At 62.9% G+C, this 12,477-nt stretch carries 9 protein-coding genes, 1 tRNA gene and 2 pseudogenes; 7 read left to right on the top strand and 5 right to left on the bottom strand.

The window, feature by feature from the left end:
- Nucleotides 1–57 precede the first annotated feature (57 nt).
- Nucleotides 58–414 carry a winged helix-turn-helix transcriptional regulator gene (locus tag OHB21_RS29465; RefSeq protein WP_067501421.1) on the bottom strand — a complete coding sequence of 119 codons (357 nt, stop codon included), beginning with the start codon at nucleotides 412–414 and terminating at the stop codon, nucleotides 58–60.
- 414 nt (nucleotides 415–828) lie between these two features.
- Between OHB21_RS29465 and OHB21_RS29460 the strand changes: the two genes are divergently transcribed.
- Together OHB21_RS29460 and OHB21_RS29455 are read left to right on the top strand one after the other, a co-directional pair.
- A tRNA-Leu gene (locus OHB21_RS29460) sits at nucleotides 829–913 on the top strand.
- Nucleotides 914–1,076: 163 nt separating this feature from the next.
- Nucleotides 1,077–1,370, top strand: coding sequence for a hypothetical protein (locus OHB21_RS29455; RefSeq protein ID WP_228788448.1), 294 nt, complete (start codon nucleotides 1,077–1,079; stop codon nucleotides 1,368–1,370).
- 285 nt (nucleotides 1,371–1,655) lie between these two features.
- Here OHB21_RS29455 and OHB21_RS29450 read toward each other — a convergent pair.
- A pseudogene (locus tag OHB21_RS29450) lies at nucleotides 1,656–2,555 on the bottom strand (recombinase family protein); the annotation flags it as partial.
- A gap of 845 nt (nucleotides 2,556–3,400) precedes the next feature.
- On the opposite strand from OHB21_RS29450, the gene OHB21_RS29445 reads away from it, so the two are divergent.
- Nucleotides 3,401–3,583, top strand: a complete 183-nt coding sequence (locus tag OHB21_RS29445; RefSeq protein ID WP_195124268.1) for a hypothetical protein — start codon at nucleotides 3,401–3,403, stop codon at nucleotides 3,581–3,583.
- 85 nt (nucleotides 3,584–3,668) lie between these two features.
- On the opposite strand, the gene OHB21_RS29440 is transcribed toward OHB21_RS29445, so the two are convergent.
- Nucleotides 3,669–3,938 (bottom strand): hypothetical protein, encoded by a 270-nt coding sequence (locus OHB21_RS29440; protein ID WP_195124267.1) that lies wholly within the window; start codon nucleotides 3,936–3,938, stop codon nucleotides 3,669–3,671.
- Between OHB21_RS29440 and OHB21_RS29435 the strand changes: the two genes are divergently transcribed.
- The 4 genes from OHB21_RS29435 (at nucleotide 3,921) to OHB21_RS29420 (ending at nucleotide 7,143) form a co-directional block, all read left to right on the top strand.
- Nucleotides 3,921–5,105, top strand: a complete 1,185-nt coding sequence (locus OHB21_RS29435) for a radical SAM protein (RefSeq protein ID WP_195124266.1) — start codon at nucleotides 3,921–3,923, stop codon at nucleotides 5,103–5,105. The genes OHB21_RS29440 and OHB21_RS29435 overlap by 18 nt on opposite strands.
- A complete protein-coding gene (locus OHB21_RS29430) occupies nucleotides 5,102–5,719 on the top strand; it encodes a 3'-5' exonuclease (protein WP_195124265.1) in 618 nt (205 codons plus the stop codon). The genes OHB21_RS29435 and OHB21_RS29430 overlap by 4 nt, the downstream gene beginning before the upstream one ends.
- Nucleotides 5,716–6,339, top strand: coding sequence for an AAA family ATPase (locus OHB21_RS29425; RefSeq protein WP_195124264.1), 624 nt, complete (start codon nucleotides 5,716–5,718; stop codon nucleotides 6,337–6,339). Before OHB21_RS29430 ends, OHB21_RS29425 begins: the two co-directional genes overlap by 4 nt.
- 129 nt (nucleotides 6,340–6,468) lie before the next feature.
- Nucleotides 6,469–7,143, top strand: a complete 675-nt coding sequence (locus OHB21_RS29420; RefSeq protein ID WP_280410818.1) for an NAD-dependent epimerase/dehydratase family protein — start codon at nucleotides 6,469–6,471, stop codon at nucleotides 7,141–7,143.
- A gap of 97 nt (nucleotides 7,144–7,240) precedes the next feature.
- Here OHB21_RS29420 and OHB21_RS29415 read toward each other — a convergent pair whose 3' ends face one another.
- Both OHB21_RS29415 and OHB21_RS37640 read right to left on the bottom strand, forming a co-directional pair.
- Entirely contained in the window at nucleotides 7,241–11,491 is a 4,251-nt protein-coding gene (locus tag OHB21_RS29415) for a zinc-ribbon domain-containing protein (protein WP_328436199.1), read from the bottom strand.
- 15 nt (nucleotides 11,492–11,506) lie between these two features.
- Nucleotides 11,507–12,133: pseudogene (locus OHB21_RS37640) on the bottom strand (zinc-ribbon domain-containing protein); the annotation flags it as partial.
- Between the last annotated feature and the right edge of the window lie 344 nt (nucleotides 12,134–12,477).

Here is a 12,477-nt window from a genome sequence, read left to right as displayed (position 1 = left end):
GGCGAGTTGGGGTGCCGGCGGATGATGGGGTGGTTGGCGGATCGCCGAGTCGGGTGGTCAGGCGGGGATTTCGATGCGGGAGGCGCCGATCCGGTCGATGCGGTCGCGGCCCCAAAGGCCCAGGGGCTCCAGGGCGGCGTTGAGGGCGGCGCCGCTCTCGGTGAGGCGGTACTCCACGCGGGGCGGAACCTCGGGGAAGATCTCGCGGGCGACGATCCCGTCTTCCTCGAGTTCGCGCAGATGCTGGATGAGCATCTTCTCGGAGACGCCGGGCAGGCCGCGGCGCAGCTCGCCGAAGCGCCGCACGCCGTGCGCCTCGAGCTCCCACAGGATCAGCGCCTTCCACTTCCCGCCGATCACGTCCATCGCCGCGTCGATCCCGCACACGTACGGTCCGGTTCGCTTCGCACCCATCTCACACCTCGTCAGCCGCGTTCGTGTTCCGTCGCATGGTAGGACCACTCGAGCAACGCCGGGGTGATCGCCGGGATTCCGCGAGCGCCGAGCGATGGGAGCGCGTACCGCCCCGAGTCGCTACACACGACCACATCGTGCCGAGCGAGAGTTGCGGCATGTGGAGACCGATCCGACGGCGCACCCCGATGCGGAACCATCCGGATACACTCAGATACGCATCAGGGTGCGGGAGGACGTCGCGTTGGTGCATGCGCTCGGGTGGCCGTTCGGTGGTATTCAGGATGCTCGGGTGGACGTCGGCCGGGACCTGCGCCGCCAGTTCCACAACACCCCGTAATCCCGGCGTGACCAGCGGATCAGGGGGCGATTTGGTCCGCGCGCCGGTATCCGATAACCTTGCTGAGCACACCGGTCCGGGTGGCGGAATGGCAGACGCGCTAGCTTGAGGTGCTAGTGCCCTTTATCGGGCGTGGGGGTTCAAGTCCCCCTCCGGACACAGACACTACGCACACGGGTGGTTGTGGAGCAGTTTCTGCCACGACCACCCGTTTTTCGTGGTCATAGGTGAGCTTCAGACCGAGTTGCCGGTAGACCTCGAGTTTGTCGGTGGGGTCAGCTGCCTTCAGTATGTGAACCAGGCCGCCTAGTGAGGTCACGAGTTGGTGGATCTCCTCCCTGGTCATCGGGTGATTTCCACGTTGCTCGGCTTCCAGCGTGGCGAGCTGTGCCGCGGTGGCCTGCCGTTCGCGCTGAACCTGTTGGGTCCAGCCCGCCACCAGAGCCGGGTCGGTGCCCGCTTCCAGTGCTGCTCGGTACCGGGACAATTTGCGGTCGTGTTCGGTAAGCGATCGTCGCGCACTCTCGATGGCGGGAGTGATGTCGGCTTGCGCGTCCTCGAGCATGGTCAGCGAATGCTCGATCCGATCGGGGTGAAAGATGTCAGCCAACCATGAATCGATCGGGCCGCTGAGCTGGTCTTCGCGCAGGTAGACGGTAGTCGGGTGATCGAGCTTATTGGCGAGGGCGTACTCGGAGGGATACCGGCAGCGGTAGTGCGGCAGCCCGTGGTTCCAGTTGCCCTGCATCCGCCGTCCGCAGGCGTCGTGGAAAAGCAGCCCCTTGAAGGCGTACGGGTGCTGACGGCGGGTCGTGGTCCTGCCCGTCGATTGCGGGCCTCGGGCGGCGAGCCGTAGTTGTGTCTGCTCGAAGGCGTCCCTACCGATGAGGGCACTATGGGCAGGTTGGTCGGAGTAGACCCACTCGTTCTTCGGGTTCCACGCCAAGCGGGTGTGATGGCCTAAGGCGACGTCATCGACGTCGATGAGGAACTCCTGCTTGCGCTGTTTGTTCCACACCTCGTAGCCGGTATAGCGCGGATTGCCCAGGATCGCGCGCACCGCACTCTTGGACCAGGCGGCGCCGGAGCGATGGCTGTTGCGCCTGCGGTCGTAGGCCGACGGGCACAAGATGTTGTCGGCGGTCAGGCGTTGCGCGATAGCGAATATCCCTATGCCGGAAAGGTACTCGCTGAAGATTCGTTGGACCACCGGTGCGGTGACCGGGTCGGGTTCAAGGGTATGCAGCCGTTTACCGTCGGCGGCTTTGCCCGGATTGGGATGAGGCCCGGCGTCTGCGAGACGATACCCGTAAGGTGGCCGGCCGCCGAGGTAGCGGCCCTCGACTTGGGTTTGCGCGGCCATGGCGGCGCGGACGCGGATCTTGATGCGGTTGCGTTCGCCTTTGGACATGCCACCGAACACCGACATGATCAGGTCGTGTGCTTCGGAGTCCGGGTCGATCGGGCCGCCGACCTCCGGCACCCACAGTTGCACGCCGTAGTGGACGAAGACCGGAAACGTCAGCCCGAACTGGTTGCCGTAGAACGCGCGCTGCGGTTCGCCGATCACAACCGCGTCGAACCCTCGCTCGGGCTCTTTGAGCAGCTCGAGCAGCCGCCCGGCCGCGGGGCGGCGCTTCCACGGAATCGACCGCGACTGCCCGATGTCGAAGAACTCCACGACGATCCGCCCGTGCTGACCGACCAGGGCGTTCGCTCGTCCAAGCTGCCAGTTGCGAGACGCTTCCGGATCTTGCTGGTCCTCGGTGGAAACCCGCCCGGCGAAAGCGAACCTGATCATTGCTGCGATTCCTCCTGCTGGTTGAGAAAGACATCGGCGTTCGGCGGTGACCTGGCCGAACTGCCTCCTCGGAAGCTGCGATGGAGCGAGCCGGCCGTGGTGTTGATGCTGGACTCGGTCGCGGACTATCGACGGTCTCGCCACGAGTCCCGCGGACGTGTCCGAGAATGATCTCCAGCAACACTTTAGCGGCCATGGCGTTGAGCTGAGGCGGGTCCTCTGGAACGACGACAGTGACATCGTTCGTGCGGCTTCTGGCAGCCGGATCATGCGCGTTGCTGCCATCAGGGCACACGGCGCACGTCCTCGGCTACGCTGGCCGACTGGTAGCTGTCCGTTGACGACCGGTACCTCGTTCCGTACCGATCACGAGCCGCGCGCGTTCGGGCGGGGCAATCCCTCCGCCAAGAACGGCGTACCGGTGTGCTGGTGTGAGTAGAGGTAAACGATGAGCGCGCCGCCGCGGGAGACAAAGGCCCAGGACGAACTCTGGCGCCGAGATGGCCAGTAGAGAACTCACCGTGGAGATCGAAAGGCATGGCTCCTCCGCGCCTGCCGATTCTCCCGCCTTCCATGAAAGCCGAAACACGGCGATTTCGCCACCACCTGTAGCCGAGGGCCCGTCAGAGCACCGACAGACGCGCACTCGTGACAGCCGGTCGAACAGCTCCGTGCTCTGTTCGCTCTCAATGGATGCGCGTGAGCGGCGATAAGTGCAGGCTGTGGGTGGGGATTTCGGCCAGGTCTGTGGCGCTAGTCATTTGGGTGACTGGGTCGCCTTAGCCATCCCCCTACGGCCGGGCACCAGCAGCCCGCGAAGGTCGCTCGGTACCCTGCTCGATGACATGGCCGCGGCTGAGGTCGAAGCCGACCGGCTGCGGCTCGGCTCAGAGCCAGTCGACGCCGACGCCGTGCACCAAGCATGGACAGCACTCGGCGAACTCGCCATCCACTGGACCGATCTCGTCGAGCAGATCACCAACTCCCAACCATGGCGCTGGTTCGCAGATGAGGCGCAGAACAATTGACGTGTTCTCAGCTACCACGGTCATCTACGTGCTGCTCGGGACAAGTGTCATCGGCACAGGTGGCTGGTTACTGCTGCATCCGCGCTCACAGCGCACCGGCAAGCTGACCGTCGCCACCATCAGAGACCGGCTCTCCCACGATGCGCCACACCGTCCACTGTCGATGGCCCAGGCCCGCGAACAACTGCCCCACCACCGCGAATGCGACCGCCGACACTGCGCCCGACGACGGGCAATCGACCAAACCCTCAACGCCGCGAAACGTCACCGGCCGCGCGCCACCACGTCCGCACCCACCGAACCACTGCCGCGAATCACCGATTGAAAGGCGCTTGCCATGCGCGACCGCGAGCAAGTATCCAGCCTGTCCCGCACCCGGCGGCAACTGCCGCTCCTCACCGCCGCGCAACAGGAACAGCTACGACCAGACTTGCGTGAAGTCATCGAATACCGGAAATCCGGACTGAGCGTCAACCACATCATCGGCTGCCCACTCGATTGCGGATACTGCATTCGGCACGTCTTCGACAACTTCGAGATGAAGACACCACGCGCCCTCATGACCGACGCCGAAGCCGCGGCCATGCTGCTCGCACACCCATACTTCCGGCCCCACATAACCCCGATTCAGCTCTTCAACCGGGCCACCGACCCTATGCTCCCGCCGGTCAAGCCGCACACGTTCGAGATGCTCAGACTGCTGGACCAGCAAGCGCTGACCAACCACGTCCTTGTCATCACCCGCTGGCGCATCGAACCCGCCGACTGCGACATCCTCAACTCGATCAGCAACCTTCGACTCACCGTCCTCGTCACGCACTCCGGCATCGACGACGAACGCATCGAGCCCGTCGACTCGAACATCGCCGCCACATCCCTGCGCACCGCCTACCAGCACGCCGACAAATACCGGGTCGTGTTGTACTGGCGACCGATCGTCCCGGTGCTCAACGACACCGACGACCACCTCCAACACGCGTTCGAACTGAGCCACTACGCGCACGCGACCGTCTTCACCGGCCTGTTCTTCAAAGACGAAATCCGGGAATACTACCAGTCGCACGGACTGCCCGAGCCGTACCTCGAAGGCGCGCGCCGCAAAGTGTTTCCCGCAGACCTCGAACACCGCATCCTCAACGCCGCAACCGAATACGGCACCGGATCGCCGCTGTTCCGCAAGACCAGCTGCGCCGTTGCCTACGCCCATGGCGTCGCCGACTACAACGGCCACTACGGTATCCGCGAGCTGTGCGACATATGCCCCACCGCCCAGATCCAGCGCTGCGCCGACGACTGGCACCGCCCCGACACCCACCAGGCAGCCACATTCGCCGACCAACTCGGCGGCAGGCTGGTGGAGGTCAACGACCGCGCAATCGTGGTCAGCGGCCTGTCCGAGCAGCCGCGCTACCTCATGCAACACAACCTGCGCTACCAGGTCCACGACGTCACCAAGCCGCACCACCCCCACCGCCACGGCCGCGCCGACCTCGGCTGGCCCGACACCAAGGAGAATCAGTGATCGCCATCCCGAACGCGCTGCGCGGCAACAACCTCGCCGTTGTCGACGTCGAGGGCAACGGCCAGACACCACCCGAAATCATCGAGATCGCCATCCTCCCTGTCTCCGGCGACACCGCCAGCCATACCGACATCCGGTCATGGCTGATCCGCCCACAACACCCGATCACCCCGATCGTTACCCGCAAAGTCCATGGCATCACCAACAACGACGTCGAGAAGTGCCCGCAATGGACAGACGTCGCACCGGAGATCGATGCCGCACTGGCACAACGCACCCTCATAGCCCACAACGCGGGTATCGAACAACGTGTCCTCGCCGCACACCTGCCGTACTGGACCCCACCCATGGTCCTGGACACCCTCCGACTGGCGAAGAATGTCTGGCCCGGCCTGCCCGGCTACAGCCTCGACAAACTCATCGACCACGCCGACCTCGACGTCTCCGCCCTGGCCGAGCAGGGTTACCACCGCGCAGGTTACGACGCCTGGGCGGCCTGGCTGCTGCTGTGCAAACTCGTCAACGACACCCACTTGGACTGGACCGGTCTTGTCAACGCGGCAGCACCTAAGGAGTTCGTGCCGGCACCCGAGCCTGAAGGAGGACTCTGGTGAGCCAACCACGACCCGAAGTGGTGCGACCGGTCACCGTCGCGATCACCGGAACACATTCCACCGGGAAAACGACCTTCCTGACTCGACTCGCCGACAGGCTCAGACGCGACCGAGTAAACGTCGCCGTTGTCAGCGACCTCGGCGCCCAAGCCCAGCAACTCGGTCTGCCGATCTTGTACAACCACACTTGGGCATCGACACTGTGGATTATCACCCGCGGCATCAGCAACGAAATCCAATCATGGACCACCGCCGACGTTGTCCTGATCGACCGCGCAGTACCTGACGCCCTCGCCTACTACGAAGCAGCCCTCGACTACCGCGACCGCCGCGCCGATCCTCACCGCATCCAGCATCTCGAAGATCTCATCGCCAACCACAACTGCAACTACGATCTCGTCCTACGCACAGTGCTGGACAACCGATTACCGCTGGGCCTGGCGAAACCGCGCGACACCGACATGGAATTCCGCGCTCTCGCCGACCAGCATGTCGAGAAGGTGCTTACCCGACTCGACATCGAGCACGACCTCTTGCCCGCCGAAGGGCACGACCGTGTCCTCGTAAAGGCTCTGACGTTCATCAGACAACGACTGGACGAATACCAGGGTTCCGTTTAGAGGAGACAGCAGCGCCCGGCTATTCGACACCGGGCGCCGCCTCGATCGACTTGACGGGGCGCGCGTTCGGTAGGTTGCGATTCTTTGACGGCGTCGCGGCTGATCGAAAAGATGATCAGCCGACTGTGCGTGAAGATTCTGGGAGCCACCGCCATGCTCGACGGCGCCTACGCCCACCACGACATCGCCCAAATCCTCACCCCCACCGCCAGCTACGTCGCCGTCCTGCACCTCGCCGGCCTCATCGCCGCAGGCGAATCCATGCACCACCCCGAATGGCACTGGGACAACAACACCCGCGCATCCCTCGCCCTGCTCGACGCCATCCACACCGCCCACGTCGGCAAACTCGTCTTCTCATCCACCGCCGCTGTCTACGGCGAACCCACCCATCTGCCCCTGCTCGAAACCTCACCCACCAACCCGGTCAACACCTACGGTGACACCAAACTCGCCATCGACAAAGCCATCACCACCTACACCCGCGCCTCCACGCTCGGCGCGATCTCCCTGCGCTACTTCAACGTCGCAGGCGCCCACGACTGCGGCGACGGCACCATGATCGGCGAACGCCACAACCCCGAAACCCACCTCATCCCCCTCGCCCTCGACACCGCCCTCGACCGCCGCGACAAACTCACCCTCTACGGCGACGATGCCAGTGAACCAAAATTTCGACGATATCGACCACGTCGAACGTTCTCCTCGCCGATACAGGCTCCCATCACCATTGAGCGATGGGAGCAGCCAACTCCTGCGAGGACCACACCAGCCGCGACCGCCTTCCCGATGGGAATTACGTGAACGGAGCCCTGTCCGAATATACGTGAACGGAAAACGGCTTACCTGCGGATTTTCGTGAACGATGATACCAATGCTGGACACCGGAATCGACTGGACGTTATCCGGTCCGGAGCTTGATCGGCGTGGTCGTGTCCCCGGGAACACGGTCGGATTTGATCGCACGAACGAACATGAACTGCCCAGCTGGGCGCGCGCGATGCAACTCGAATCCATACTCGGCCAGGACCTCTCCCAGCCGTTGCTCGTCATCACCAATGCTCGATGTCGGTTCGCACAACCACAAGAACCCGTCAACGGGCAGAATCCGATGCGCCTCGCGCAGGTAGTCCAGGTGATTCCTGCCCATGAGCGCCAAGCACAGCACCGCGATATCCACTGACGCATCATCGAGCGGGACTTCAGCAATATCGCAAACCGTCACACGCTCATCGATGGCCACGTGGTCGAACGCCAGGATCGTGTGATCGGCGGTGACACGGTCCGCCAACAGCATCTGCCCGCACCCGAGGTCGGCGACCACACACGACCGTCGGCGTTGATTGAGCCAGTCGGCGAACTCGTAGGCCGGCACTACCTCCCAACTCTGTCGGGCTTGACTGTAGAGATCGTGGTACCGATGCCATTCCGACGGATCCTCGGTCAACCTGCTGTGTGTCACAGTGGAATTGGTTGATGCCCATGCCCCGTGCATCAGCGACAGGTCCCCGAAGCGTCGAGCCTTCGCTGCCGAGCTCAACCGCTCGACATCCTCACCCAACAACTGATCCAGAGGCTGACGATTCGCAGACCGCGGCCCTGATTCGGTTAACCGCCGCAACCATTCGACCGAGGCACGCGCCGCCTGCGCAGGAGAGATCAACACCCCCTTGGGCAGCACGCCATCGACCGCACAATCCGACAACGTCTCCTTCATCTCTACCCGTGCCCAACGCTGAGCACACCACGACCACTGCTGCAGCTCACCATCAGGTGAGGTGACGGTGGCGAAAGTGGTTGGAATGATGACCTTCACCGTCTCCGCGCTCTGCCCTTGTCTGTGGATCCGCCCCACGATCTGCTGAAAGTTGGCGTGCGTCCACGGCAACGTCGCGAAGATCAGTGTCTCGCAGACATGTTGGAGGCCATCGACACCTGTGCCTATAGCCTCGGAGCCGATGAGCACATCGACTTGGTCCTCCTGACTGATCGCGTCGCCGTTGGGCCATGCACCCACGAACCGGGCGTATCCGCTCTTATCGTGGCCGGTGAACATGCCCACCCGCAGCCCCGCCTTCTCCAACGCCCTGACCAGCGGCTCGATTACATCGGTGACGAACTGGGTGTAGATCAGTGTTTTGCGGCTCCGGTCGCAGTAAGCGACGATCGAGTCGAGCTTGTCGGTCAACAGCACCTGATCCAGCGCCGCAGGTGTCGGCGTATTACCGAGCGCGAGAATCTTTTCGAGCCGTTCGGTGACATCGATAGGAATCGTGACCGGCTCTAGGTGGGCGGCGTAGTCGGGCATCCACCGCGACCCCACGCGCACCAGGAACTGGTGAATTCGCATCGCGTTCGGCACGTTCTTCATCGTGGACACGTCATCGAGCTTCACGCCCTGCACCAATTCCAGCAGGCTGCGCGCCTCGTGCAGGTCGTTAACCACCGGTGTGGCCGACATCCCCAGCACAGCCAGATCCGGATTGGACTGCGCCGCAGCAACCGCGATCCCTTCCAGCACGGTACGCCGTAGCGACGGGGCGACATTCTCGCGTTCCTTCACATAATGGACTTCATCGATGACAAGCATGTCGACCCGATGAGCGGCGATCAACTCCTTGAGGGTGCCCTCGTTTCCCGGCAGTCGGTCGAAGTTCAACACCAGCCAACGCGCACCAGCCCCCCTTTCCCACACCGGGTTGAGCGTCTTGGCGGCGACGCGGGCCTGCGGGTCGCAATCTGCGATCGCTTTAGTCCATCCGGCCACGACGTTGTTCGGGCAGATCACCAGCACCAGCCCGTTCCCATGTCCCGCCTCCAGGAGCCCCGCCGCGAAGATCGCTGACACGGTCTTGCCTGCTCCGGGCCCGGACCAGTTGCCGACGCGTTTGCGAGACAGTACTTGTGCAGCGATATGACGCTGCATCAGATTCGGTGCCGTGACCTCGACGGCCCCTGCCGGACGGAAAGACCAGTTTTCGGGCATTGGGAGTGCAAGTGCCTGCTCATACTCCGATCGGAACCGCTGGCGGATGCTCTCGGCGTACTCTCCCAGACAAGGCTCGATCGTCTTATCCAACTCCCCTTGCAGCCAAGTACGTTCATGGTCATCGATGTCCCACGAGTCGAGTCTGTAGGCGAGCTTCCAAATCTGCGCCGCCGCAGCGGCGGTCAAGAAGTCCGCGGCTTCCGCGTCCAAGCTCGCGAAGAACCGGTCCCCTACCCTGAGCACATCCTCGACACCCAGCCACGGAAGGGGCACATCGCCACCGGCCGACTCGTAGCCGCCTGCAATTGCCTGCGGCCCGCTTGTCGCTGCTGCAATTTGATCTTCAGTCGGCACGTGACCGCTCGGATCCAGAACTCCGAGACTGTCATCCTCAACACCATCGGGCTGGTGCCCCGGCGCCTCGGCATCAGGTGATGACTGAGCCCCCTGTTCGAGTTCGGTTCTGCGTTGTTCTATTAGCTCCTTAAGACTCGCCGGATCCGACAGCGCATTGCCGATAACGTCGGCCTTCGACGAGCCCAGCACCCCAGCCTGCTGACATACCGCGTACAACATCGCCGGAGTCATCGCATCGATATGGTCAACCAGATCCGCGACGAATCCCTCCAGCCGTCGAGCACTCCAGACCCGGGCCTGGCAATGACAACCTGCGGGGCGCCTGGCCCGAGTCCGCCACTCGACCCGCATCCGGTATCGGTGTCCATTCGGGCACATCCAGTACACTTCGCGGTCCGAACGAGCAGCGACCTCTGCAGGAGTAAGCGGCGCGTTTCTCTGAAAGTCCCACTCCGCAGCAACCTTGGGGAATTGAGATGCCAGGTCGTTGACGCCGCTAATCGGGCGACGCCCAGAACAGAATGGGCAACCAACTCCACCGCTGGTGCGACTGACGATCACCGCCTCCCATCGATGCCCAGCCTTGGCACACCGCCAATGTGCACGCTTATTGCTCCCCGGAACCACCTGTTGAGGCGTCAGTCCGTGGTTGTTGTCGTAGTCCCACTCCGCAGCGACCTCTGGGCAGAGGGTGCCCAAATCGTTCAACCCGACCTGAACCTGCTGATTCAAGCAGATCGGGCAGCCGCTGCCAGCAGTTCGGCTCGCAATCACCGCATCCCAGCGATGCCCACACGCCCCCCGCCACGAAACCGACTTGCTACTGCTGGCAGTGAACTGATCGGGTTTCAATGGATGATTCGTCGCATGATCCCACTGCGCCGCGACTGCGGGAGCGGTCGTCGCCAGGTCGTTGTACCCAGCCAAAACCGTATAGTTCGAACACACCGGACAACCAATTTCTCGTTCAGCGCGTGCTCCCACCTGAGCCATCCAGGAATGGCCTGCTTTACGGCAAAGCCAATACACCTTCTTGTTGCTTCCCATCGTGACCCGATCCGGTGTCAGAGTCCCGTTACGCTCATGGTCCCATTCCTGAGCAAGAAGAGGGTTTTGCGAAAGAAGGTCGTTGAAACCGGCCAGCACCGTGTTGTTCGAACACACCGGACAGCCCGTTCCGCCGCGTGTGCGCTCGCTAATTTTCGCCTCCCAAGAGTGACCATGGGAAGTGCACAGCCAGAATGCCTTCTTGTTGCTACCTACTACCACCTGGTCCGGGGTCAGGTCACCATTTCGATCGGGATCCCACTCCGCCGCGACTGCGGGGGCTTGGGATCTCAGATCGTTGAACCCAACCTCGACCTGCTGATTCGAGCAAATCGGGCATCCCTGGGCGCCGTTGTCCTGCGTGCGCTTTGCGATCACCGCCGACCAGCGGTGACCGTGCTCAAGGCACCGCCAGAACACTTTTTGACTGCTTCGCGTAGTGACCTGCGCCGGTGTCAGATCGCCATTGCGGTCCTGGTCCCACTCCGCCGAGACTGTCGGGTATTGAGAAGCCAGATCGTTGAATCCGGCGAGAACCACCTTGCCGCTACAGATCGGACATCCCGTAGGCGCCTTCTTCCGGGTCCGATTCGCAATCGGAGCCTCCCACTCATGCCCATACGCGCCGCACTTCCAATGGGCACTCGAACGGGTGCCGACAGTGACCTGATCCGGCGCCTGACCCTGATTCTTGTCCGAATCCCACTCCGCAGCGATCTTGGGAGCCTGAGAAGCCAGATCGTTGAACCCTGTGCACACCACCCTCCCCGAACACACCGGGCACCCAGTACCACTTGAGGTTCGACTCCCCACCGTGGCCAGCCATTGATGGCCGAACCGCGCACACCTCCAGTACACCTTCCTTCCCGATGTGGGTGTTACCTGATCAGGTCTCAGCTCTCCGTTGGCGTCGTCATCCCACTCCGCGGCGAGCGCTGAATAGGCGGAGGCAAAGTCATTGAAACCCGCGAGCACCGCATTACCCGCGCAGTATGGGCAACCAGTTCCGCTAGTCGTACGACTATTCGGACTGGCCTCCCATTGATGTCCATGCGCGAGGCACGTCCAGCCAACCTTCTTGCCCGATCCAGGAGCCACCTGATCGGGCGTGAGATCACCGTTCGAGTCGTGATCCCACTCCGCCGCAAGATCAGGATGCCGGGTAGCGAGATCGTTGTAGCCGGCCAGGACCTTCTTGCCACTGCAGATCGGGCACCCATATCCCTTACGCGTACGGTTGGCCACCGTCGCCTGCCACCGGTGCCCGTGCGCGCGACACTTCCAGTGCGCGTTGAGATTACTCCCCGACGTTACCTCGCCAGGCCCTTTCAGGTTCCGGTCGAAGTCCCACTCGGCGGCCACCCCTGGGTGATCTGCCAGAAGTGAACGTGATACTGCCATCGCTGTCCGTTTCCCGCCGCAGGCCCACAGACGGCCTCGACCGACGCGCGGGCACAGCGCGTAAAGCTCGATACTCGATTAGTGAATCGTTTGGGGTCAAGCCTCATCGGCTACAAATCGACACAAAGCGGACACTCGTCGATGAACTCGATACGCCCGCTCCCGTGCAGCGCTAGACACCCACTCCCAGCGAATGTCGGCGCGATATAAGAACAGCGCGTGGTGACCAGACGAAGTCCATCCATGCATGCCACACGCAGACCATACCGGGTAGGTATGACACATTCGATCTGAGCAGGTCACCGCCCGTAAACGATCCCTACCCAGGGCATCTAGGACGAGAC

It is taken from the genome of Nocardia puris (assembly GCF_036051655.1).
GTDB lineage: Bacteria > Actinomycetota > Actinomycetes > Mycobacteriales > Mycobacteriaceae > Nocardia > Nocardia puris.
This window is presented reverse-complemented; position numbering and strand designations above follow the sequence as displayed.

Excerpts from the sequence above, each read along its gene's own strand:
- OHB21_RS29445 (WP_195124268.1), top strand. The coding sequence starts at position 3,401 with ATGGCCGCGGCTGAGGTCGAAGCCGACCGGCTGCGGCTCGGCTCAGAG.
- OHB21_RS29435 (WP_195124266.1), top strand. The coding sequence starts at position 3,921 with ATGCGCGACCGCGAGCAAGTATCCAGCCTGTCCCGCACCCGGCGGCAA.
- OHB21_RS29465 (WP_067501421.1), bottom strand. The coding sequence starts at position 414 with ATGGGTGCGAAGCGAACCGGACCGTACGTGTGCGGGATCGACGCGGCG.